24 protein-coding genes are annotated in these 24909 nt (G+C 32.2%); 9 read left to right on the forward strand and 15 right to left on the reverse strand.

The window, feature by feature from the left end; genetic code table 11:
- Positions 1-2 precede the first annotated feature (2 nt).
- Positions 3-965: a glycosyltransferase family 9 protein gene (locus ABZC13_RS03425; RefSeq protein WP_373000107.1), complete on the forward strand. Its 963-nt coding sequence runs from the start codon at positions 3-5 to the stop codon at positions 963-965.
- Position 966: 1 nt separating this feature from the next.
- Here the strand turns inward: ABZC13_RS03425 and ABZC13_RS03430 are convergent, their stop codons facing one another.
- Positions 967-1707 carry a lipopolysaccharide kinase InaA family protein gene (locus ABZC13_RS03430; protein WP_373000110.1) on the reverse strand — a complete coding sequence of 247 codons (741 nt, stop codon included), beginning with the start codon at positions 1705-1707 and terminating at the stop codon, positions 967-969.
- A gap of 50 nt (positions 1708-1757) precedes the next feature.
- On the opposite strand from ABZC13_RS03430, the gene ABZC13_RS03435 reads away from it, so the two are divergent.
- From ABZC13_RS03435 to ABZC13_RS03445, 3 genes are read left to right on the forward strand one after another with little or no spacing between them, the layout of a single operon-like run.
- The gene (locus ABZC13_RS03435) at positions 1758-2507 is read left to right on the forward strand and encodes a glycosyltransferase family 2 protein (RefSeq protein ID WP_373000113.1); all 750 of its coding nucleotides are present in this window, start codon (positions 1758-1760) and stop codon (positions 2505-2507) included.
- On the forward strand, positions 2497-3606 hold the full coding sequence (locus ABZC13_RS03440; protein ID WP_373000116.1) for a glycosyltransferase family 4 protein: 1110 nt from the start codon (positions 2497-2499) through the stop codon (positions 3604-3606). The genes ABZC13_RS03435 and ABZC13_RS03440 overlap by 11 nt, the downstream gene beginning before the upstream one ends.
- On the forward strand, positions 3603-4766 hold the full coding sequence (locus tag ABZC13_RS03445) for a glycosyltransferase family 4 protein (RefSeq protein ID WP_373000119.1): 1164 nt from the start codon (positions 3603-3605) through the stop codon (positions 4764-4766). Before ABZC13_RS03440 ends, ABZC13_RS03445 begins: the two co-directional genes overlap by 4 nt.
- Here the strand turns inward: ABZC13_RS03445 and ABZC13_RS03450 are convergent.
- From ABZC13_RS03450 to ABZC13_RS03500, 11 genes are all read right to left on the reverse strand, one after another.
- Positions 4753-6003 (reverse strand): O-antigen ligase family protein, encoded by a 1251-nt coding sequence (locus tag ABZC13_RS03450; protein WP_373000122.1) that lies wholly within the window; start codon positions 6001-6003, stop codon positions 4753-4755. The genes ABZC13_RS03445 and ABZC13_RS03450 overlap by 14 nt on opposite strands.
- A 3-nt stretch (positions 6004-6006) precedes the next feature.
- Complete coding sequence (locus ABZC13_RS03455) at positions 6007-6774, reverse strand: hypothetical protein (RefSeq protein ID WP_373000125.1); 768 nt, start codon at positions 6772-6774, stop codon at positions 6007-6009.
- Positions 6775-6836: 62 nt separating this feature from the next.
- Positions 6837-7718, reverse strand: coding sequence for a glycosyltransferase family 2 protein (locus tag ABZC13_RS03460; RefSeq protein ID WP_373000128.1), 882 nt, complete (start codon positions 7716-7718; stop codon positions 6837-6839).
- Between the two features lie 2 nt (positions 7719-7720).
- Complete coding sequence (locus ABZC13_RS03465) at positions 7721-8404, reverse strand: class I SAM-dependent methyltransferase (protein ID WP_373000131.1); 684 nt, start codon at positions 8402-8404, stop codon at positions 7721-7723.
- Complete coding sequence (gene rfbB / locus ABZC13_RS03470) at positions 8397-9416, reverse strand: dTDP-glucose 4,6-dehydratase (protein WP_373000134.1); 1020 nt, start codon at positions 9414-9416, stop codon at positions 8397-8399. The genes ABZC13_RS03465 and rfbB overlap by 8 nt, the downstream gene beginning before the upstream one ends.
- A complete protein-coding gene (rfbD, locus tag ABZC13_RS03475) occupies positions 9416-10282 on the reverse strand; it encodes a dTDP-4-dehydrorhamnose reductase (protein WP_373000137.1) in 867 nt (288 codons plus the stop codon). Before rfbD ends, rfbB begins: the two co-directional genes overlap by 1 nt.
- A complete protein-coding gene (gene rfbC, locus ABZC13_RS03480) occupies positions 10275-10850 on the reverse strand; it encodes a dTDP-4-dehydrorhamnose 3,5-epimerase (protein ID WP_373000140.1) in 576 nt (191 codons plus the stop codon). The genes rfbD and rfbC overlap by 8 nt, the downstream gene beginning before the upstream one ends.
- Positions 10847-11737 carry a glucose-1-phosphate thymidylyltransferase RfbA gene (rfbA, locus tag ABZC13_RS03485; RefSeq protein WP_373000143.1) on the reverse strand — a complete coding sequence of 297 codons (891 nt, stop codon included), beginning with the start codon at positions 11735-11737 and terminating at the stop codon, positions 10847-10849. The genes rfbC and rfbA overlap by 4 nt, the downstream gene beginning before the upstream one ends.
- Positions 11734-12549 carry a glycosyltransferase gene (locus tag ABZC13_RS03490; protein WP_373000146.1) on the reverse strand — a complete coding sequence of 272 codons (816 nt, stop codon included), beginning with the start codon at positions 12547-12549 and terminating at the stop codon, positions 11734-11736. Before ABZC13_RS03490 ends, rfbA begins: the two co-directional genes overlap by 4 nt.
- A gap of 5 nt (positions 12550-12554) precedes the next feature.
- Positions 12555-13421 (reverse strand): NAD-dependent epimerase/dehydratase family protein, encoded by an 867-nt coding sequence (locus tag ABZC13_RS03495; protein ID WP_373000149.1) that lies wholly within the window; start codon positions 13419-13421, stop codon positions 12555-12557.
- A gap of 38 nt (positions 13422-13459) precedes the next feature.
- Positions 13460-14470 (reverse strand): glycosyltransferase family 9 protein, encoded by a 1011-nt coding sequence (locus ABZC13_RS03500; protein ID WP_373000152.1) that lies wholly within the window; start codon positions 14468-14470, stop codon positions 13460-13462.
- A gap of 87 nt (positions 14471-14557) precedes the next feature.
- On the opposite strand from ABZC13_RS03500, the gene ABZC13_RS03505 reads away from it, so the two are divergent.
- The 4 genes from ABZC13_RS03505 (at position 14558) to lgt (ending at position 19840) form a co-directional block, all read left to right on the forward strand.
- The gene (locus tag ABZC13_RS03505) at positions 14558-16279 is read left to right on the forward strand and encodes an ABC transporter ATP-binding protein (RefSeq protein WP_373000155.1); all 1722 of its coding nucleotides are present in this window, start codon (positions 14558-14560) and stop codon (positions 16277-16279) included.
- 64 nt (positions 16280-16343) lie between these two features.
- Positions 16344-17711 carry an oxygen-independent coproporphyrinogen III oxidase gene (gene hemN, locus ABZC13_RS03510; RefSeq protein WP_373000158.1) on the forward strand — a complete coding sequence of 456 codons (1368 nt, stop codon included), beginning with the start codon at positions 16344-16346 and terminating at the stop codon, positions 17709-17711.
- Between the two features lie 2 nt (positions 17712-17713).
- Positions 17714-18997 (forward strand): (Fe-S)-binding protein, encoded by a 1284-nt coding sequence (locus ABZC13_RS03515; protein WP_373000161.1) that lies wholly within the window; start codon positions 17714-17716, stop codon positions 18995-18997.
- Positions 18998-19003: 6 nt separating this feature from the next.
- The gene (gene lgt, locus ABZC13_RS03520) at positions 19004-19840 is read left to right on the forward strand and encodes a prolipoprotein diacylglyceryl transferase (protein WP_373000165.1); all 837 of its coding nucleotides are present in this window, start codon (positions 19004-19006) and stop codon (positions 19838-19840) included.
- On the opposite strand, the gene ABZC13_RS03525 is transcribed toward lgt, so the two are convergent.
- Positions 19837-20331, reverse strand: coding sequence for a DUF2062 domain-containing protein (locus tag ABZC13_RS03525; protein WP_373000167.1), 495 nt, complete (start codon positions 20329-20331; stop codon positions 19837-19839). The genes lgt and ABZC13_RS03525 overlap by 4 nt on opposite strands.
- Positions 20332-20403: 72 nt before the next feature.
- Positions 20404-22368, reverse strand: coding sequence for an EAL domain-containing protein (locus tag ABZC13_RS03530; protein WP_373000170.1), 1965 nt, complete (start codon positions 22366-22368; stop codon positions 20404-20406).
- A gap of 235 nt (positions 22369-22603) precedes the next feature.
- On the opposite strand from ABZC13_RS03530, the gene ABZC13_RS03535 reads away from it, so the two are divergent.
- Positions 22604-23875, forward strand: a complete 1272-nt coding sequence (locus tag ABZC13_RS03535; protein WP_373000173.1) for a DEAD/DEAH box helicase — start codon at positions 22604-22606, stop codon at positions 23873-23875.
- Positions 23876-23885: 10 nt separating this feature from the next.
- On the opposite strand, the gene ABZC13_RS03540 is transcribed toward ABZC13_RS03535, so the two are convergent.
- On the reverse strand, positions 23886-24821 hold the full coding sequence (locus tag ABZC13_RS03540) for a GGDEF domain-containing protein (RefSeq protein WP_373000176.1): 936 nt from the start codon (positions 24819-24821) through the stop codon (positions 23886-23888).
- Between the last annotated feature and the right edge of the window lie 88 nt (positions 24822-24909).

Here is a 24909-nt window from a genome sequence, read left to right on the forward strand (position 1 = left end):
AGTTGAATATTCTAGTATGTCGCACAGATAAGCTTGGTGATTTTATAACTGCACTTCCTTCTATGTATGTTCTTAAACATCATAATCCTAATAACAGGATTATCGCTTGTGTGGCACCACTTAACAAAACTCTAGCTGAGTCTTGTGACTTCATAGATGAAGTTATAATTGATAGTGGGCAAAGCATCTGGAATTTTGCTTCAGAACTTCGTGCTTTAAAGATTGAAGCTTCAATAACTCTCTTCTCAAACACTCGTATAGCTTTTGCACAGTTTTTAGCACGAATCCCAAAAAGAATAGCTCCAGCAACAAAGATTGCGCAGATATTTTATACTTATAGAGTTAAACAGAGACGAAGTGAAGTGAAGATGGCTGAGTTTGAGTATAACCTTGAACTCACAAAAACTCTATTTCCTGATATAGATTTAAAATATAAAAAACCTCTTTTAGAGTTTGAAGATGCTAAAAAGATATATGAAGTTTTCTGCATAAACAATGACATAGAAAAAGAGGTAATAGCATTTCATGTAGGATTTGGAGGCTCATCAGATGCCAACTGGAATCTGGACGAGTATGAAGAGCTTATACATGCGGTTTTAATAGAAAATAAGTATCAGGTAGTACTTACCTTTGGACCCGATGAAAAAGAGCTTTATGAAGAGATGCAAAGTAGATTTATGGCTTACAATGTAGTCTTTTATTTTTCTCAAGAGAGTATACGTTATTTTGCAAAACTGATTAGTAACTTTAAACTTTTTGTGAGCACTTCAACTGGAACCTATCATCTTGCATCTCTAGTTGGAACACCTACTATGACATTCTTCGCAGATACTTTGTTTGCAAGTTCAAAAAGGTGGAAGGGTGTTGGGGATGAAAAGAAACAACAACATTTTATGATTCCACTTGATGAAAAATTAAGAGATCAAATGTTTCAAGATGTTAAAAATAAGTTATTGACTATTTAATTTATTTGCCTTTTAGTTTTCTCTTTAAAAGTACTTTGTCTTTGAGTTTTTTATCATGCATTAAAATCTCACTGATTGCCTTATTTTCATCAAGTCCTGCTATCTTAGAGTATGTTTTGGCTATAGTAGTTAAATCTTCTTCATTAAACCATAGTTTGTTAAAGTTTTCTAAGCCTTCATACCCAGTTATTGAGCGAAATTTCATACGGTTTATATCTACAAGAGAAAATATATATTTATCCTCTTCTTTGCGAATAAGAATATTCCCACCTGAATAATCTACATGCCAAACACCTTTTGTATGGATATCATAAGAAAACTCTGCGAAGTCTTGTAGGACTTTTTCTTTATATGTAGGTTGGTCATCTCTAATATGAGCAATAGTAAAATCATATTTGAATTCTTTAGATATAAAAAAACTCTCTTTTAAAAGACCTGACTTAAAAAACTCTATATAACCTATAGCTTCTGGTGTGCTTACTTGAAGTTCATGAAGTTTTGTAGCATTATGAAAAGCTTTGTAAGCCTTTGATTTTCTTAGATAAGCGTATACAAATTGATTCAAAAAGTTTGGAATTCGAAAGGCTTTAACGACTGTTTTTATATTTTCAATTTCAATAACTTTTAGTTCGTTTCTAGCTAGATGAATAGTTCCTGAGTTCTGTGAAAAAATTGACTTTATATCTAGAAGTATATTTTTGAAGTTTTGAAATTCTTTGTTGTATTCGAGTTTGTAGGACATGAGTTTTTAGCTACTTTGTGGTAAAATTAAATAAAAAATATTGAGAATATATGCAAAAAAATATTACAGCAACAATTATAACATTAAATGAGAAGAAACATATTCGTGAAGTAATTTTAAATGTTCAGAAAATCTGTAACGAGGTTATAGTTGTTGATTCTTTTAGTAGTGATGCGACTTGTAAGATAGCGAGAGAACTGGGCGCTAAGGTAATAGAACAAAAATATTTGGGTGATGGCGGTCAAAAAGCTTTTTGTGAGCAATTCGCAACAAATGAGTGGATATTGAGTATAGATGCCGATGAGAGACTTGAAGAGGAAGCCATAGAGTTTCTAAGGGATTTAGATTATGAAAATGGAGACGCGGATGCATACTCTTTTCGTCGTAAAAGTTTTATAGGAAAAAAGTTTATAAAGCAATGGTACCCAGACCGTGTCGTCAGACTTTATAATAAATCCAAGTGTGGCTATAACACTATCGGTGAGCATGGGAAAGTTGAGACTGATAACTATGTGGATTTGGATATAGATATGCTTCATTACTCTTTTGAAGATTTTGGAGTATTGGTAAGTAAGGCTGACCGATTTGCAGTTAATCTGGCAAAGGTTAGATATGCAGAGGGTAAAAGAGCTTCATGGTATGACCCGTTTGTTCACGGATTTGGCGCTATGTTTAAAGGTATTATATCAAAAGGTGGAATCTTTGGCGGCATCCATGAATGGCATGTTGCTTTTGCATCTGCTTATAACAGCTATATGAAGTATGTGATTATGTTAGAGATGCAAGAAAATGAAAAATAGTAATATTTTAGAGCTTTGCTTATCTCCTGATTTGGGTGGGTTAGAACTTTATATGGTTAGGGCATCACATTTCTTACATGACAAAACAAATGTCATTAGTGTTATAAATGAGGCTGGAAAGTTAGAACAGTATTATTCAGATACAGAATATAAGTATGAAAAGATAAAAAGAAGTTCAATGTTATTCTCTTTTTTAACTGCAAAAAAATTGGCAAAAATTATAGACGATAATAGCATCGATGTAGTTCATCTTCACTGGACAAAAGATATCCCGGTAGCTGTTTTAGCAAAACTTTTTTCAAAGAAAAAACCTAAACTTGTTCAAACTAGAAATATGACTATGACAAGATTTAAAAATGATTTTTATCATAAATTTTTATATAAAAATATTTACTTAATGCTCCCAGTCACATATCAGGTAAAAGAGCAGATAGAGAAGTTTATACCTAGTGATATAAAACCTAAGGTAGAAGTTTTATATATGGGGGCGGAGAGTCCAAAAATTATCAGTGATGAAGAGAAAGAGACTCTTCGCAGTAAATATAATTTAGGCAAATCATTTACGGTTGGAATAGTAGGCAGAATAGAAGAGGGTAAAGGTCAGTATTTAGTTATAGATGCTATTAAAGAGCTTGCTAGTAAAGGTATAGATGTAAAGGCACTTATTGTCGGTCATGCGATGAATGATACTTACTTAGAGCAGTTAAAAGACAATATAGAAAAAGACGGTATAAAAGATAGAATCATATTTACAGGTTTTACGACGGAAGTTCAAAAACTTATGCAGGTATGCGATGTGATTGTTCTTGCAACTGACAGAGAGACTTTTGGACTTGTTCTTATAGAAGCTATGCAGTGTGAAATAGCTGTAGTTGGAAGTGATAGTGGTGGACCATTAGAGATTATTGATGATAATGAAAGCGGACTGCTATTTAAGACAAGAGATTCAAATGATCTAGCTAAAAAAATAGAAATACTGTTTAATGACAAATCTTTAAGAAAAAGTCTTTCCGGTACAGGTAAACTTAAAGCCGACGAGAAGTTTTATAGTGAAACGCAGTTTGAAAAACTATATAAAATACTGAAAGAGTTAGTATGAAAACATTTGTTACTCTTTTTGAAAAGACAGATAACATACACCTTATCAAGGATGTTGGTCAAATACCATACTTAATGTATAAATATTTTGACTATAAATCTAAAATAGTGACATATAAAAATAAGCAGTCGTATGACTATTTAGAAGATGAAGTAAAAGGTTTAAAGTTAGAATTTATTCCTAAAGTGAAAATTGGAAGGTATTCTCTTTCTATTCTTTGGTATCTTTTTTTTAATGCAAAAAAAATAGATGTGTTGCACATGTTTCATCATAGAGAGAAAACTTACTTGAATTTTCTAATGTACAAGTGGAGAAATCCAGATGGAATAGCGTTTTTAAAGTCTGATACTGGCTTAAATGCAATCAAAGAACACTGCGGGTTTATTCCAGGCAAAAGACCTAAGTATGCTGCTAGAAATTGGCTGTTTGAGAAAGCACTAGAAAAATTGGATGTTATATCTGTTGAGTCTATAGAAGGATGCCGAATAGTATCTAATAAATATAAAGAACACAGAAGTAAATTTTTACATATGCCAAATGGTATAGATATAGATAGAATGTACTCTTTAATACCTTTAAAAAGTTATCAAGAAAAAGAGAATATTATTTTGACAGTTGGACGGATTGGTGCACCTGAGAAAAACAATGAATTTTTACTTAATGCTGTTGAGAATATTGATCTAAAAGATTATAAAGTTATTTTTGTCGGTTCTATAGAAACAAAATTTATATCTAAAATAGATGCTTTTTATAAAAAAAATCCTAATTTAAAAGATAGGGTTATATTTACAGATGCTATCTATGATAGAAAAGAGCTTTATAAATTGTATGCTAAGAGTAAAATATTTTGCTTAACATCTATAGAAGAGAGTTTTGGATTCGTTCTTATTGAAGCTATGGCTTATGAAAATTACATTTTAACAACACCAATATCAAGCGCGAATGAGATAACAAATAATGAAATTGCTGGTACAATCATTAGTTCTCAAAAGGAGCTTGAAAATAAACTAAGTAATTTGATATTGAACGAACAAGAATTATTTGAGAAATCAAACCATGCTATAAAAAGAGTAAAGGAACATTATAGCTGGAAGAGCATACTTGAAATCTTAAATAAACGATTTAGAGATATAGAAAATAGTAAACTTAATTTGATATAGCTTCCATATCTTCATATTTTTTATATGATAAAAATAATGCGATTAGTATTGCAAATAATGACGATACAGGAATCCATTGCAAATAGTGTTCACCAAGCATAACTGTCAAGAAAACGATAACTGTAGCCTTTTTGTATATATCTATTTCTCTATCTTTTATCTTGAACGTATAGAGATTATAAATGAATAATAAAAATATTATATATCCTATAATTCCAATTTGAACTAATAGTAATATATGATTATTATGAAAATGAATTGAACCATCCTTAAAGTCCTCTGGATTATTTAGTTTGTTTTTCCTCATTTGGTCAACAATATCTACGGTACCTCTACCTATATATGGGTGTTCTAGATACATTTCTATACCATAAATTGCTAGTTTAGTTCTATGACCCCAAGAACCTTCATACTTATTGTTTGTGTATGTCTCTTTAAGCTCTGTAAAACCTTTTCTAAAATCATTAGATGTGTAAAGAAATAGTACAGATATTATACTTAGTGTTATAAAAAAAAATAGTTTTAACTTTTTTGGAAGCGCGTAAATTATAACAAAAATAACCGATACTAAAAAGCTTAAGTTTACCATTCTGGATATGGTTATTTCATCTATAAATAAAGATATTGAAAACAGTAAGAATAGTAATAACAAACCAATAGATTTAAAATGATTTTTGGCATATATGCTAATAGTAAGTTTTGTTAATAAAAATATAGCAGACAATAATAAAAATATATTTGCAAATAAATCTACATATAGATTATACGAACCAGTATTCCTATCATAGTGATACGAATAAATGTGAGTGATTTGCAAAAAATTTGTATAGTATAAAACTAAGTATATTATTGGAGATAAAATGGTTAAGGAAAAAATAATTTTTATTTTTTCCTTAGATAACTTGGCAAAATATATACCTGGAATTAAAAAAAAGTAGTTTAGATAAGAGTCTATATTAACTTTGAAGTTTCCTTCAAATATATTGTCCACAGGTGACCAAAGGGCAGAAATATAGACTAGAATTATAAAAGATAAAAGATAAAAAATAGTTTTTTCTTGTAGTAAATTTTTAATATCTATTTTGTTGATAATTATTGTAATTAAGAATATAAATACTGAGATTAACAATGTAAATGCCGGAGCAATGAAGTATGGCAGTGTTAAGATTAAAATAATAATTAAAGCATATTGTGTGTTTTGTAAATATTTCAGTGTTTTATGATTGAGTGCATACATATATTAAATTTTTCTCTTTAGGAAGCTTTTGACAAGTTTTCGTTCCATAATCCATGAAATAAAATTGCTATTAGAAATATAGAATTCTGTACATGTTGTTTGAATTCTTCTAGAACGTAACGCTACTTGATATTTGCTGAGTAGTTTATCTAATACAGTTGTAAAACTGTTATCAGCATTACCTGCACTTTTGTGATACAAATGAAAGTTAATAACATATGACGTATAACCAAGAATGTCAGCAATAACACATAAGTCAGTGCCATAAAAATGGAATCCTTCGATATTGTTTGAAATACTTAAATTTGCTTCTCTTTTGATAAGTAGAAAATTTTCATCTAAAGAAGACACTCTAGCTGGTAGATCTCCTATATGCTGATCTTCTCCATGTGGGTCCGAAATTCTTACAGCTAGTTTGTTTATAGATACCCCTCCAGCATTACCAAGTATAGCCCAATTTGGGTCTAATAAACTTACTTCAGCAATACATTCTAGTAAATTTTCTATATTGTCATATTTGATTATTACATCTTGATGACAAATTATTATATATTTCCCAGTTGCAAATGTTAAAAAATACTTTATTCCTTGAAATGCATCAAACTGATTATTAATACTGTTATCTACATACAAGAATTCACTATTTGATTCATTAAAACCAGAATGATTGAATGAATCAATCATCTCTTGGTATTCATCTTTGTTGGTAACCAGAGTACAAATAGAAAATAATTTTTCTGTTTTAAATGTGTTGATATCTTTTGGCTTCATAGTTGGTGCTCCATGTATTCTTGAAATAAGTTAGATAATAAAATATGCATTAAGTCTATAAATTATGTCTTCCAATAAAACAACAATCTTCTTATTCCCTTGTAAAAGTTTTTATCTGCATATGTCGTCTTGTATTTTATAATTTTAAAAAGATATATTAGAGCTTCTTTTTTATTATATTTTGCAAACTTTGCAAACCATCTATTAAATACAAACGGCTTTGATTTTTCATAAACAGGATGATCTTTCCATTTATTAATTACCTGTCGTTCCCAAAGAAGCATTTTGTATTCATCATTACTTACATTTGTTTCATGTGTGCGATAATATGTTAGTAGTTCATCGATATAACAAACAGGATATTTTGAAAGTATTTTAAACCATAGTTGATAATCTTCAAGCTCTACATCTTCATCATAGTATCCAATGTCTTGAAAAACTTTTAGAGGAATTAAAACACCGCCATCTGGGATATGTGCATCACCTCTAAAAAATTCTTCAAAGATATAACCAGTTAAAGTGTTTTTTTTATCTATCTTATCTGAAATGATTGTATCATTTACATCTACATAGTATATTGGGTTATAGCATAATCCACAATCAGGGTTTTGTTCTAAAACAGCCACTTGTTTTTCTATTTTACTCTCATGAAAATAATCATCAGAATCAAGGATGCATACAAACTTTCCATTTGTTAAATTTTTCAAAGCATAGTTGAGAGTTTTTACAAGTCCATGATTTGCACGAAGTTCCAGATGAAATCCATATTTTTCTTGTAAGTTTTTTAATATTTCTGGTGACCTATCTTTAGATCCATCATCAATAACAATAAGTTCTATATCTTTGTATGTTTGGTTTATAGCACTTAAAATAGCTTTTTCAACAAATCTTTCATGATTATATGATGACATTATAATACTAACTAGAGGGTTATTTTTATTCACATCTAATGCTTATTATTTGGTTTTTTTTTACTTGCTACTACGTAGTATTGGATAGTAAAAAGTTCTTCAAAAAAGAATCTAGAAAGGAACTTTAATGGTCGTAGTTTTTTTAAATACTTTAAGGCGTCATCTTTATTACTGCTTATAATTTTGTTAATATTAAAGTCTTTATTCTCAAATAGTTCAAGAATATTCTTTTTTGTAAAGAAGCGTAAATGTGTTTTATCTAGTATACCTTCATCGGAATATTTGAAATCACCTTTAATTAAGATTGTTTTCATTGTTCTCCACTCACGTATGTTTGGTATACTGGCAATGATTACCCCATCATCTTTTAAATGTTTTTTTAATTTGTCTATTACTTCGTAAGGGTCAACTAAATGTTCCAAAACATCACCACAAATAATTACATCAAACTTTAACTCTTCAAATGGTAGGTCAATGTTTTCAATATTTCCAATAATGAAATCTGAAAATAATTCACTTGTTTGATTGGAGTTTTCAATTTTACATAGCTCAACTCCATATATGTGATTAGCTAGTCCATTTTCCTTTGCATATACCAAGGTATTGCCTTCTCCTGCACCAATTTCCAGTACATGACCATTTTTATTTTCTTCTGGTATTAAGTCAAGTAGTTCTTTTCTTACATTGTGAAAGTAGATTTTTTCTTTTTTATCATACATTGTTAATTCTTTTTTTATTTAAATACCACTCAATAGTTTTTATTATACCACTATCAAAATCTTCATCAGCTCTCCAGCTGAGTTCATTTTCTAGTTTTGTTGCATCTATAGCATATCTTCTATCGTGTCCGGCTCTATCTTCTACAAATGTTACAAGTTCTTTATAGCTTGAATCTTTTGGAACTTTTTCATCTAAGATAGTGCAGATAGCATCTACTATCTGAAGATTTGTTCTTTCATTTCTTCCACCGATATTATAAACATTTGCTTCTTTGCCTGTATGATATACTAAATCTATTCCTTTGCAGTGATCTAGTACATATAGCCAGTCACGTACATTTTTACCATCTCCGTAGATTGGGATGTTTTCACCGGCTAAAGCTTTTCTAATGATAGTTGGTATTAGTTTTTCATCATGCTGTTTTGGTCCATAGTTATTTGAGCAGTTTGTGATAATCGTATTGAGACCAAAAGTCTCTTGATAGCTTCTAACTATCATGTCAGAACTCGCTTTTGAAGCAGAGTATGGAGAATTTGGAGCGTATGGTGTTTCTTCTGTAAAAAGATCCGTCTCATTTAGAGTTCCATACACTTCATCTGTACTAATGTGATGGAATCTACAATTTTTATATTTTTCTTTATAGTTAAAAGGAGAATCCATCCAGTAGTTTTTAGCTACGTCAACCAAAGTGTAAGTTCCATTTACATTAGTCTCAATAAAGACACCTGGGTTTTTAATAGAGTTATCGACATGAGACTCTGCTGCAAAGTGAATAACACCATTTATGTCATACTCATTGAAAATAAATTCAACTAATTCACGATTGCAGATATCACCTTTTATAAATTTATATTTAGGATTGTTTTCACACTCTTTTAGGTTCTCTAAGTCACCTGCATAAGTAAGCAGGTCAAGATTTATAATATTGTAATCAGGATATTTTTCTAAAAAGTATGGGACAAAATTGCTTCCTATAAAACCTGCACAACCTGTAACTAATATATTTTTCATTATTTTCTCTCTCCTAAAACTTTTAGACATGCATCTAAGCTGTCTTTCCAAAAAGGAATTTTTATGTTGAACTCTTGTTTGATTTTTGATTTATTTAGCAGAGAATAGTGTGGTCTTGAAGCCGGTGTAGGATGATCTTTAGTCTCAATTGGGTTTATATTGCACTCTTTCTTAGCCATTTTCATAATCTCTTTTGCAAAGTCATACCAAGAGAGCACACCTTCATTTGAGTAATGATAAACCTCTACATTTTGGTTTTGCAACTTTGGCACAATCTCCAATATAGTTTTAGCTAAATCTCTTGCGTAAGTCGGACTGCCGACTTGATCATAAATAACTCCAAGCTCATCTCTTTCATTTCCTAAGCGAAGCATTGTTTTTACAAAATTACTTCCAAATGATGAGTAAACCCATGATGTTCTAATAATAATTGAGTTTTTTGGATTAATCTCTTGTAGAGCTTTTTCACCATCAAGTTTAGTACTTCCATATACACTATTTGGATCTGTAGCATCTGTTTCTATATATGGTCTATAGTTCTGACCATTAAATACATAATCAGTTGAGATATGAATAAGTTTAATGTTTTTCTCTTTTGAGATTTGCGCTAGAGATTTAACTGCTTTATGATTGATAGCATCTGCTAGATCTTTTTGGGATTCAGCTATGTCGACTGCTGTATACGCTGCACAGTTTATAATAATGTCTATGTTATGTATCTCTATAAAGTCTTTTATGCTCTGTTCGTTCGTTATGTCAAGAGAGTCTCTCTCTGTAAAGAAGAAATCATACGGGTACTCAGATGCTAATCCGTTAAGCTCACTACCTACTTGACCTTTCGAACCAGTTACTAAAACTTTATTCATAATAATTTACCCCGTACTCAAATAAATCATTTGTTTCTTCTAGTCTTGGTTGTATTTTATCTTTTGCAGAGAGGTTAAGAGAAGAAGAATCTACTTGCCAATTGATTCCTAAATCTGAATCATCAAAGGCAATACCTCTGTCATTTTCGGGAGAATAATAGTTGTCAACCTTATAGGCAAATATTGTATCGTCTTCTAAAACTATAAATCCATGGGCAAAGCCACGCGGTACAAGAAGTTGTCTTTTATTTTCACCTGTGAGTTCAACTGCTACATGTTTACCAAAAGTAGGACTTTCTTTTCTGATATCTACTGCAACATCTAAAACTTTTCCTTGGATTACACGAACAAGTTTTGTCTGAGCAGAAGGGGCTAATTGGTAGTGAAGACCACGAAGAACACCGCGAGAACTTTTAGACTCATTATCTTGACAAAAGTCTATTTTAAACCCCAAAAACTCTTCAAGTCTGTCTTGGCGAAATGTCTCAACGAAATAGCCACGAGCATCTCCATGAACTATAGGTTCGCATATAACAACATCCGGTATTTCCGTTCTTATAAATCTCATCGTTTTACAGTACCTTCTAGGGCTCTTCTTATTAGATATTGGCCATATTGGTTTTTCTTTAGAGGTTCTGCAAGTTCAAGTAGTTTTTCTTTTGAAATATATCCCATTTCATAGGCTATCTCTTCTATGCAGGCTACCTTTAAAGATTGACGGTTTTCAATTGTCTGAATAAACTGAGATGCTTCTAAAAGGCTTTCATGAGTTCCAGTATCTAGCCATGCATAGCCTCTGCCCATAAGTTCGACTTTAAGTCTTGTTTCTTTCAGATAATCCTGGTTAAGAGTAGTTATTTCTAACTCACCTCTCTCGCTTGGTTTTACATATTTGGCTTTTTTTACTACGTCATTTGGATAGAAGTATAGACCAATAACTGCATAGTTAGACTTAGGTTCAGTCGGTTTTTCCTCTATGCTTGTCACATCGCCATTTGTATTGAATTCAGCAACACCATATCTCTCAGGATCTTTTACATAGTAACCAAATACTGTTGCTTTATTCTCGTTAGTAGCATTTTTTACACTTTGAGCAAGAAGATCAGTTAATCCATGTCCGTAGAATATATTATCACCAAGAACGAGACAAACATCATCGGTACCAATAAACTCTTCTCCTAATATAAAAGCTTGAGCTAAGCCATCAGGTGATGGTTGTTCGATATATGTAAATTGCATACCGATATCAGAACCGTCACCAAGAAGTTCTTCAAACCTTGGTAAGTCATGGGGGGTTGATATTATTAATATTTCTGTTATTCCAGCTAACATAAGAACTGAAAGTGGATAGTAAATCATAGGTTTATCATAGATAGGAACTAGCTGTTTACTTACACCTTTGGTAATTGGATAGAGTCTTGTTCCTGATCCGCCTGCTAGTATTATACCTTTCATAATTTCTCCAGTCCATTCTTGCAAATATATATGTCTTTTTTTGTTTCCATTAAAGCTTCCGTTTTTGATGAAATATCATCATTAAAAATTTTTTTATGATAGAGGTGTACTACAATAGCTGCATTCCTACATGACTTCATCCTAATTCCAAAATGTTTTAGTCTTCTTTCTATATCCGTATCTTCACCAGTTGTTGGGAGTGTAAAATCTTCATCATAACCATTTATTTGAACTAAATTTTCTTTATAGCAAGACCAATTACAACCAACTATATGAGAGTTTTTCCTTCCAAGTTTATGTATTAGTTTGAAAATTACAGATTCTGTTTTAAATTCCATTCCTTCATCTATATGTCTTATATTATCTTGTTTTAGTTTAAAATAATTCACAAAATATTTTTTTTCAAATTCTTTCATGGTAAGTTGATTTGATCTTATTAAAGAGCTAAAGTACTCCCCTGGTTCAGTTCTTCTGCCACAAAGTACTGTGTTTTTTTCGCTTAAGTCTATATGAGCTTTTACAAAGTTTGTATACGGAACACAATCTCCATCTATAAATATTAAATACTCACTTGTAGATTTTTTGATAGCTTCATTTAGAATTTTTTCTTTCATCCAGCCATTGTCTGCTTGAGAAATATGAATTATATTTTTATTGTTTAAAGAGTTTATATACTGTTTGATGTTTTCATGCTCAGCATCTTCAGCTACTATTATTTCATCAGGAATATGAGTTTGAGATAGTAAAGAGTTTATAATGAGTTTTAATGCTTCTAAATCACTATAGATAGCAATAATTACACAAGTTTTCATTTAAACTACTTCCAATTATTAGCTCTTAATTCTTCGATATATTCTTTAATAGTCCTAGTGGGTTTCCATCCAAGAGCTTCAGTTTTGGCTGAGATTACATCCGCAGTCATTCTATTGCCTTTTCTCTCTGGTAACATTTGGATCTTACCGTCGTACATCTCAGCAATCTCCTTGATGCTATATGCTTCAGGGCTTCCTATTCCAAACTCATCTCCATATCCATTCTCTCCGACTAAGACTAAGCCGTCGATAATATCATCGATATGAGTGAAATTTCTTTTTTGAGAGCCTGGACTTACTATGGTGAGTGGCTCACCATTTTTCATTTTCTCTTTGAATAGTGCTATTAGAGTTGCATATTTTCCAGTTTGAATTTCTCTAGGTCCATATACATTGTAGAAGTATGTAATCGCATACGGTACATTGAACCAAGCGCCATAATTTTGTACAAGCTCAGTATTTGTTGCTTTTGTCCAAGCGTAAGGACTTGCACTTCTGCCTAAACCACCATCTCCAAACTTTGTACTACTGCCTGCATAAAGTATTTTACACCCATGTTTTCTTACAAATTCAAGTACTGCAAAAATACCATCTTTATTGAATTTCCAAACTTTTTCAATATCATCAAAACTTTGCTCAACTCTTGAATATTCACCAAGGTGATATACCATATCTGGTGCAAAGTTTATTAGCTTATCTATATCAGCTGTTAAACCTTCTATATAAGTCACATTTGCTACATGATTGTCTTTACTACCAGTGAAATAGTTGTCTAATGAATAAACATCATTATCTTCGTTACTTGCAAGTCTCTCACAAAGGTGACTTCCAACAAATCCAGCTCCACCGGTTACTAAAATCTTTTTTCTCATATTGCTTTGTACCTATTAGATTAATTTAAGAAGAGATTTTACACTATACTTGCTGATTTTATGCTGTTATAGACTTGTTCTACACTTATACTCTTCATACAAATATTGTCTTTGCAGTTTTTCATAACCTCTGTTTTATAACATGGAGAACATGGCAAATTAGCACTTATGATATGAACTTCGTTTGTTGGACTTTTGTATGGTCCAGTTTCATTTGCCGGAGTTGGACCGATTAGTGCAAACACCTTAGTATTTACTGCTGAAGCCATGTGTGCAGTTCCTGTATCTGTTGCAATCAACCCAACTGCAGCGTCTATTACACCAACTAAGTCTGGCAAAGTAGTTTTACCAACCAAGTCAATAACATTGTTTGGATACGGTTTTAGAAGGTTGAAGAACTCATCTTCACCTCTGTTCCCAACAATCACAACTTCTATCTCTTTGCTTAGTCTTTCTATTAGCTCTATCCAACTACTGTTTTCCCAAGCACGATAATTTAAAATATTTCTTTTTTGATGAGAGTTACTAGGACTGATTATGATATATCTTTCACTCAGACTTATCTTTTGTTTTAGCTCATCTTTTGAAGTCCCGATAAGCCTTGGAAAGCTTTGGTTGTATATCTCTTCGTCAACAATATCTTTAAAAGATAGTTTGGTGATGTCAACCATATGTACTATACCTTTTGGTATTGACATGTCTGTAAAATTGTAACCCGTTTTTTGATTGGCAATTATATTATCCACCAAGCTTTTAAACTGCTTCCCACTTTCAAAATTTATTAGTAAGTCATAAGCTTTCTTTTTAGAGTTTTTTATAATATCTTTTTTTTGAGAGCTTAGTAAAATAGGTATTTTTTTATGTTTGAGGGGGAAAACTTTATTTACTCTAGGATCTTTGTTAAATAGGGTTCCAACTCCGGGCGTACATACAAAATCGATAATAGTATTATCGCCAAATTGAAGTTTGAGAGCGTCTATAATACTAGTAGCGTATACTAAGTCGCCCAATGCTCCACATCTAATGATTAATACTGATTTCGCTGACATGTAGAGTTTGCCTTTGGTTAATTTTTGTAATTATATCAAGTTTAATTTCTAATGAGTATAGTTAGTGTAAAATAGCGTTATTACTTCATGGAGATATATTTGAAAAAAGTTTTAAAAAGATTTTTCCCCTATATAAAAGAATACAAATTTCAATATTTTTTAGTGCTTATCGGGATTATTCTGACGGTTAGTGCTACTGCTGCCACTGCCCATATTATGAAACCATTAATGGATGACATGTTTATAGCAAGGAAAGAAGAGATGCTGCTTCTAATCCCTATCGGTTTGATTGGCATCTATTTTTTAAAGGCAATAGGTCGTTATATACAGTCAGTATATATGAACTACATTGGACTTCATATAGTTACGCGATTTAGAGAGCTTTTACTTGAAAAGATGGTTAGTCTTGATATGGGGTTCTTATATATGAACAGAAGTGGAGAGTTAATATCTCGTGTAACAAATGATATAAATAGAATCCAATATTTTGTATCAAATATGCTACCGGAACTTTTTCGTGAGTCCTTAACAGTTATTGCTCTTATAATATACATTATATATTTAAACCCTATGTTGGCACTTTACTCTTTAGTTGTAGTCCCATTAGTTATTTACCCGCTTATTTTAATAGCAAAAAAATTAAAAAAGTATTCACATCGTTCACAAGCAAAAAATGCAGATGTGGTAACTAGACTTACAGAGGTTTTTAATAATAGTGAAATTATCAAAGCAAATGCAACAGAAAAGTTTGAACTTGAGCGTTTTAGTGTTCAAAACTGGCAGTTCTTTAAAATAAATATGAAGTCAGTCTATGTAGGAGAGATAGTATCTCCAATGATGGAGATAATAGGTGCCGCCGGACTTGCTGCAGTTATCTTTGTCGGTGGTAGAGAAGTTTATAATGAGAATATGACAGTTGGTGAATTTACTGCATTTTTAACTGCTGTAGGACTTGTTTTTCAACCTATTCGTCGTATCGGGTCGATTTATTCAAAAATTCAAGATGCAATTGCCGCAAGTGAGAGAGTTTTTGAAATAATGGATACTAAAAGTAAAATAGTAGATGGTCAAGAACTTTTAGAAAATGATATAAAAGAGATAGAATTTAAAAATGTATTTTTGAAGTACGAAGACGCATACGCACTTGATGATGTGAGTATAAAGATAAAGCAGGGTGAAAATATTGCACTTGTTGGTGATAGTGGTGGTGGAAAGTCTACTTTTATAAATATGCTTCTTCGTTTTTATGATCCTAATGTCGGTAGCATCTTTGTAAATAACAGAGATATAAAAGATTATACACAGGATTCTTTAAAACATCATATCTCTCTTGTTACTCAGAGAATATATATTTTTCAGGACTCACTTGCAGCGAATGTTGCTTATGGTCAAGAAATAGATGTTAAGAGAGTAAAAGAAGCTTTAAGACTAGCAGATGCTTCACTGTTTGTTTCATCTCTTGAAAATGGGATAGATACAATGATGGAAGAGTTCGGATCAAACCTTTCAGGTGGTCAGAGACAGCGTGTGGCAATAGCTAGAGCGATATATAAACACTCGTCACTTCTACTTTTTGATGAAGCTACATCGGCACTTGATAATGAGAGTGAAAAGAGAATCCAAGAAGCTTTAGATGAGTACACAAAAGATAAGATTACTATTACAATTGCTCATAGATTAAGCACTATAGAACATGCTGATAAAATACTTGTAATGCAAAAAGGTAAAGTAGTGGCATCTGGAAGTCATAGTGAACTTTTAGAAAAATCTGAGGTTTATCAAAGATTAGCTGGAGAGTTTGATAAATAAATTAATAGGTTTATTAGTATTTTTTAGAGATAATCGCGGTAATTAAACTATAAATGGATTTTTTATGCTGGATTTCTCAAAATTTTTAAAGTACTCAAAACCAGGTCCTCGATATACAAGTTACCCAACTGCACTAGAATTTAGTGATGCTTATGGTTATGATGAATATATCCAAAAGTTAGAATCACAAGACTCTTCTCGTCCAATAAGTCTTTATTTTCACCTGCCTTTTTGTAGAAATGCATGTTACTTTTGTGGCTGTAATGTTGTGTTTACTTCTAAAGATGACAAAATGATTCGTTATATGGATTATCTAAAAAGAGAATTGGTAATACTTTCAAAACATCTTGATTGTAATCGTGAAGTCCTTCAGATGCACTTTGGTGGAGGAACACCGACATTCTTTACAGCGGCACAGCTTAAAGAGATTATTGCAGAGATTAAATCATACTTTCCAAACTTTCGCAGTGATGCTGAGATCAGTTGTGAGATAGATCCTCGTCATATAGATGAAGATCAGATGCGTGTAATGAGTGAAGCCGGATTTAACCGTGTAAGTTTTGGTCTTCAAGATTTTAACGAAAAAGTTCAAGTTGCAGTACATAGAATTCAGCCATATGCTATTTCAAAAGATGCAATGGATTTAGCTAGAAAATACAATATGATTTCAGTGAATGTAGATTTGATTTATGGACTTCCATATCAGACTCTTGAAACATTTAAAGAGACTCTAGCTCTTTCTCTTACTCTTAACCCTGATAGATTCGCAGTATTTAATTATGCTCACGTTCCTTGGCTTAAAAAAACTATGAGAAAGATAGATGAGACTACTCTTCCTCTTCCTGATGAAAAACTTCAAATTATGCAGTACACTATAGACTTCTTGACTTCTCATGGTTATAGAATGATTGGTATGGATCACTTTGCAAAACCTGAAGATGATCTATTTAAAGCCATTGATAAGGGTGAACTGCATAGAAACTTCCAAGGTTACACTACTAAAGGTGGAGCTGACCTTATCGGAGTAGGACTTACCTCTATCGGTGAGGGTGTTGACTCATACAATCAAAACTTTAAAGTTATGGGCGAGTATGAAGAGGCTATAGATGCTGGTAAACTTCCGTTTGAGCGTGGTATTGTTCTAAATGAAGACGATCAGATCAGACAGTACGTAATTATGGAGCTTATGAGCAACTTTAAACTTGATATAAAAAGATTTGAGAAACTTTTTAACATAGAGTTTAAAACATATTTTGCAGATGCAATAGAAGCACTTAAACCTTTTGCAGAGGACGATCTTTTAACAATGGATGAAAATCATATAGAGTGTAGTGAAACAGGAACTCTTCTTATACGTAATATAGCTATGCCTTTTGACGCGTATATGAAAAAGCATGCTGCAAGCTCTAAAACATTTTCAAAAACGGTGTAGAAATGAGCAAAACGCCTCAAGAAATTTTTGATTACGCTAACATCACTGATGATTGTGTAAAGTGTGGAAAGTGTATTCCAGTTTGTACTATTCATAATGTAAACGCCGATGAGGTTACTTCTCCTCGTGGATTTTTAGATCTTTTGGGAGCATACCAAAGAGGAAAACTAGACTTAGATAAAAATGTAAAAGACATCTTTGAGAGCTGTTTTTTATGTACAAACTGTGTAGATGTTTGTCCCAAATCACTTCCTACAGATATGGTTATTGAGCAAGTTCGCTCAGATATAGCACAAAAGTTTGGAATAGCTTGGTATAAAAAAGCCTTTTTCCTGCTGCTTCGTCATAGATGGATGAATGATTTGGCTTTTAAACTTGGATGGGTATTTCAGACTTGCGGGTTTAAGATTAAAGCCGACATAGACTCTATGAACTCACGCTTTTCTATTCCTATGTTAAAAGCAGACAGACTACTTCCAAGTCTTAGAAAAACATCATTTTTAAATACATATCCAGAAAATATAAATAATGGCGGGAAAAGAAAAGTAGCTATTTTTATAGGTTGTTTAGGTAATTATAATTATAAAGATGTTGGAACCGGTCTCTTAGAAATATTGGGTCACTTAGAGATAGACGCATTCTTAGCAAAAAATCAAAAGTGCTGTTCTGCTCCTGCATACTTTACAGGTGATTTCGATACTGTTGATTACAATGCAAAGTTCAATATTGAGTACTTTGAGAGTTTTAGTAGCGATGTTGAAGCTATTATTGTCCCTGAAGCTACATGTTCCGCAATGCTTAAAATCGACTATGAACATTACTTTCACGACCAGCCGGAGTGGAAAGCTAGGGCTGCAGCGATTAAAGGTAAAATCTTTATGGCAACAGAGTGGCTTCAGCATCATACGCATCTAGAACAACTTCTTAAGACAAAGAAAAAAGATACAAAGATAGTAACGTATCATGATCCATGTCACGCTAAGAAGATGCAAGGCATCCATGCTGAACCTAGAAACTTGATCAGTAAAAACTACAACATCGTAGAGATGAGTGATCCAAATGTTTGTTGTGGGTTTGGCGGGGTGACAATGCAGAGTGAAAAATATCATTTTGCAAAAGCAGCCGGTATTCCAAAAGCAGCAATGATTAAAAATACTCATGCAGATGTAGTAAGTGCTGAATGTAGTGCTTGTAGAATGCAGATAAATGCTTCTATGAGTTACGCTGACGTTGAAACTGTATTTAAAAACCCTATTGAGCTGATCGCTGAAGCTTTACGAGACTAAGACTATATGACAGCTTGGAATCATATATATGATACGTTTGACCCGATAGCTTTTCACATAATCTCTTTTCCCGTTCATTGGTATGGGATTATGTATGTCTTGGCGCTTGTCAGTGCTCTATATATTGGTAAATATTTTATTAAAAGAGATAATCTAGACTTCAAAGGTAAAGAGATTGACAACTATTTTATCTATGTAGAGATAGGCGTTATTTTAGGTGCAAGACTAGGGTATATCCTGTTTTACGATACCCAGACTCTCTACTATCTATCTCAGCCTTGGCAGATATTCAATCCATTTCAAAACGGTGAGTTTGTAGGTATACGTGGTATGAGTTATCATGGTGCTATCTTTGGCTTTCTTATAAGTACATATCTATACTCAAGGAAGCACAAAGTTGCCTTTGGAAAGATTATGGATCTTGTAGCTCTTAGCGTACCTCTTGCCTTTGTATTCGGTCGTATAGGTAATTTTTTAAACCAAGAACTCATTGGTCGAGAGACAGATGTAAGCTGGGGGATTTTAGTTGATGGTGTTCTTCGTCATCCTTCACAACTTTATGAAGCAGTTTTAGAAGGCTTTGGTGTTTTCATAGTTGTTTATGCTTATAGAAAGTACCAAAGATTTAGTGGTGAACTGATTTTAGTTTATGCTATCAGTTATGGTATTTTTAGAGCTATCGCTGAGATTTACCGTGCTCCGGATGTACAAATAGGTTATGTGTGTTGTAATATGATAACTCAAGGTCAAGTTATGAGTCTAGCTATGAGTTTAGTTGGAGTTGTCGCTTGGGTTTATTATGAGAGATTAGCTAAAACAAAAGGTCTTAAGAAGAATTCTTAAGACTTTCTATCGTGACGGTGAAGTTTTTTATCTCTCTCCACTGAACCCCTCCAAAAATAATTTACCAACCAGTATGCACTTAAAGAACCAACTACAGAGTAAAAAAGAGTTCCCGTATAGAGGTCTATAAATATATCATCAAGATTTTTGCTAAACCACTCTAGTGTCATCTCAACTTCTAACGGCTCACTTCCTAATAAGAAAGCACCCGTCATATATTCCATATAATACATAGGCGGCATTGTGAAGGGGTTGCTAAGCCAGCACATTGCGAGACCTATAGGCACATTAAACTTGAAAAATGGCATCATCGCAAGTACAAGCAGCATCTGCATGGGCATTGGAATAAAAGCTATAAACAGACCAATTAGTACAGCTCTTGATACCATTCTTCTATTTGTTGACAGATATTCCGGTGCTACTTTGTATTTTTTTATAAATTCTTTTAGTTTTTCGCTTTTACTTATTTTTTTCAGATTTTTTCTAACCATTGGTGTCACTTATTATTTAATTGCAATGATTATATCTTTATGCAACTTACAGTTCAAATAATATGCATGAGTTTACTCTATATTCTCACTTGGCTCACCAAAGTAATAGCCTTGAGCAAAATCAACATCAAGCTCTAGAACCTTGTCAAAAATATTTTTAGAGTAAACGAACTCTGCTACTGTCTGAATATTCATCTTTTTTGCAAAGTCTACTATTGTTTGCGTAATAAGCTGAGAATTCTTATTTGTATCTATATTTTTTATCATTGAACCATCTATTTTGATGTAGTCAACTTTTAACTTCATTAGGTATTCGAAGTTAGAGTATCCAGTGCCAAAGTCATCTATAGATACTCTGGCACCATATTTTTTAACTTCATTAATAAACTCGATTACTTCATCAAAGTTCTCTATACCCTCTGACTCTATGATCTCAAAAATAACTCTTCCTCCCATTTGAGAACTGCGTAGTTTTTCCAGTATAAAATTGTAGATATCTCTATTTAATATATCTTCAACAGAGATATTTATAGATACTAGATATGAGACATCTCTAAATTTTTCAAATGTTTTATCTATCATTATTTTTGTAAGTTGATGATAGAGTTTATTTCTTTTGGCGAGTTCTAAAAAGTGAATAGGTGCTATGTAAGTATTGTCTTCATCAACAATTCTCATAAGAGACTCATACTTAACAATTTTTTGTGTTTTAGCATCTACTATTGGTTGAAATAGAGGTACTATTCTATTCTCATCTATTGCCTTTTTTAGACGTTTTGTCCAGCTAAAGTTCTTTTCATACTCTTTTGCCATTGCCATAGACTCATTATAAAGCAGGTAGTGTTTTCTATTTTTCTTAGCTACTACTAGAGCTGTATCTGCATTTACAAGAAGCGTCTCCGTACCGTAAGCCATACCGATAGTGGCACTTAGGTTAACTTCACTTTTTGAGTCTATTTTAAAGCTCTCCTGGGAAATTCTTTCACTTATTAAAGAAGCAAACATTAAAAATTCTTTTAGATCTATTCCTTTTTGACATAGATAAGCAAACTCATCTGAATGAAGTCTGTATAGTGCTCCCTCACTTGGTATGTTTTTGTGCAAAAATGCAGCAAATTCTTTTAATAGTTTGTCTCCGGCTTCATCACCGTATAAATCATTTATCTCTTGAAAAGAATCAATATTAATGATCATTAAAAAAGAGTTTAGTCGTAATTCAAGCTTTTCTGTTAATCTTCTTCTGTTTTGAAGACCTGTTAAGTTGTCAAAGTAAAATTGGTGTTCTATAGAATCAAGCATATTATTGAAAACATCTTTTATCGCATCTATCTCTTCTATATTGTCATTTACCTCTACACGCTTTGTCATATCATGAGAGCTTGTAATATTTTTAATTACATTTGAGAAATTTTTAATTGGTTTTATTAAGTACCTGTCAAGCTCTATAAAAATTGCTAAGAATATTACTAATGAAAATACAGCGATGAATAGAATAAAAAAGTTTATCATCTCATTTAGAGATACTTTTAGCTCATTTACAGGGTATGATATATCTATAACGCCTAATGTTTCACCGGCTTTTGCATTAGTATGACATTTTAAACAAGCACCTTTGGCTACTACAGGATAATAATAGTTTATAAAGTCCAAATTAGAGATATTCAGAGATTCTTTACCCTTCATCGCTTCTTTAATTGTTAAAATTGATTCTCTAGCTATTTTATCTTTTTCTATATCCCCATATAGATTAGCAACAATGCTACTTCTATAGACATTGATTTTCATATTTTCGTCTACCGTGTTTAATCTATCGATAATCTCATTGAGGTCATTTTTGCTCCAACCTCTCTGCATAGCAGTATATAGTGTTTCAAATACAAGCATACTAGTTTTTTTAGCATCTATATGTGCTAAAGTGGATATTGCATTTTTTTTCATATATTCGCTGTAGATGTAAGCAGAAAGGAGCGTAACAAAAAGGGTAATTATTATGATTTTAGCTGTTATCTTTGTATAAGTTGTTTTTTGAGCCTTCAACTAAAAGTCCTTTAAATGTATTGGTATTATTTGTAATAGAATAATACTATAATAGAATAAAATATCTATTGTACTCAAGTACAATAGATATTTTTTTATCAATTCCCCTTATTCTTTTAATAATATGCTAAAATTCCACCAATAAATACAATCTCTCTCACCAAAGGTGAAGCTTCAGTGACTTAGTAAAAGCTGGACTTGTTCAGGTTTTATGAGATTTAATAATAGGATATATATGTCATTTGAAAAACTAGGGCTAATCAAGCCATTGCTTGGAGCTATCAAAGAGTTAGGTTATGAACATCCAACGCTTATACAAAAAAGAGCTATTCCTTTAGTCTTGGCAAAGAGCGATATCTTCGCTACTGCTCAGACAGGAACAGGCAAAACAGCAGCTTTTGCTCTTCCGATTTTACAAAAACTCAGAAACACTACTGCCGATGAAAACAGAGCCATCCGAGCTGTGATTCTTTCACCGACTCGTGAACTTTCTATTCAAATACATGAAGATGTAAAAAACTACTCTAAGCATATGAGTCTTACCAGTGCTATATTAGTCGGTGGTAAAGACATAGAGTCTCAACAGCGTATGCTTAAAACTGGTATAGACATTGTCATAGGAACTCCTGGACGTTTTATGGAACTTATGGAAAAAGGGTTAGACTTTTCAAATATAGAAGTCTTTGTAGTTGATGAAGCAGATAGAATGCTGGATATGGGTTTTTCAAAAGAGATAAGAAAAATTCATCTGCAACTTCCAAAAAGACATCAGACTCTTCTTTTCTCAGCTACTTACAGTGACAAGGTTAGAAAGCTTTCAAAACAGATTCTTACTAAACCTGCTTTTATAGAGACTGCTAAGAAAAATACTACAGTCGATACTATCAACCAAGTTGCGTACATGGTTGATACTGATAGAAAAGCAGAACTTTTAGCTTATCTTATCGGTTCAAGAAACTTTCCTCAGGTTTTAGTATTTACTAAAACAAAAGTAAGTGCAGATGCACTATTTATAGAGCTTCAAAAAGATGGTCTTAAGTGTGGAATCATCCATGGAGATAAAACACAGGCCAACAGACTAAAAACTCTTACTCAGTTTAAAGAGGGCAAGATCAGAGTTCTTGTCGCAACAGACATAGCTTCTCGTGGTTTAGATATCGAAGAACTTCCATATGTTATTAATTACGAACTTCCTTCTATCCCTGAAGACTATGTTCATAGGGTTGGAAGAACAGGTCGTGCCGGTAGAGATGGTGAAGCTATCTCACTTTTAGATATATATGATAAATATGATATAAAAGATGTTGAGAGACTTATTGGTCAAAAAATACCGCAAGAAGTAGTAGAGGGTTTTGAACCAGATCCTACAATCAGAAGAAAAGATCAAGATGAGATTAAACTAAAGAGTGAGCATAAAAAAGTAGAGAAAAAAAGACCTGCTAAAAAAGCTTTTGTAAAACCGGTTTCAAAGAAAAAAAGAAAAACTACTAAGAGAGATGCTAAGTAATTAGTCTCTTTTAAAGAATAGAGATAGTGTTTCTACCATTTTCTTTGGACTTATAAAGAGCTCTATCAACTCTGTTAAAGAGTGATATCTCATCGTCCCCGTGCTCATAATGAGTTACTCCAAAACTACATGTTATATTATTAATAGCTTCAAATGAATAAGATTCTATCATCTGTCTAAACATCTCAGCTCTTGCAGATGAACTTGCTTTATTTGATCTTGGCATGAGTATAATAAACTCTTCACCGCCCCATCTTGCAAAGATATCTGAATCTCTAATCTGAGTTTTTATTAGATTTGATAGTGAAACTAAGATTCTATCTCCAACATCATGACCATGGTTATCATTGACATGTTTAAAGTGGTCAATATCAAATAAGATCATAGATAGTGAACTTTCATTTATTTTAGAATTTTTTATCTCAAATGATAGCAGTTCATCAAACTTTTTTCTGTTGTATATTTTTGTCAAGTGGTCTTTAGTGGAAATCTCATAAAGCTCTTTAGCTTCTCTTTGAGCAGTGAAAATAGTTTCGTTAAATGTTTCTAAGACACCTTTGAAGTTTGTATCAAAAACATAGCTTATATTTTCATATAGTTCTTCATTCATCTCATGTTTTTGAAAGATGTCTTTTATGATTGCTTTTCGAAAGTTTATGCATATCATGAAAAGTTCAGAAGAGGAGATATTTTTTTCTTTTAAGTACTCAAGGAGCTTTGTTATAACAGGACAGTCACCAATCTTTTGAGTCCCATGGACTACATCGATAAAGTAGTTCAGCACAGGGTGTGCATAGTTATGTTTAAACATATCAATATCAACACCATGAAAGTCAAGTATCTCTTGAACATCAGCATCTGACAACCAAATATTTACGATGTCTTTTCTTGAATTATCAATGATACTAATATTGTTTTTTAGCTCTCTTATCTTGTCAAAGTCCAAAACATAGTCTCCTTTGTGCTTGTATTGTCCTATTGTAGTCAAAATTTTATTGTTTGTTCTTTAAAGTGATATGAAAAAATGTGATATA

This window comes from Sulfurimonas sp. (assembly GCF_041563035.1).
In the GTDB taxonomy this organism is placed as follows: domain Bacteria; phylum Campylobacterota; class Campylobacteria; order Campylobacterales; family Sulfurimonadaceae; genus Sulfurimonas.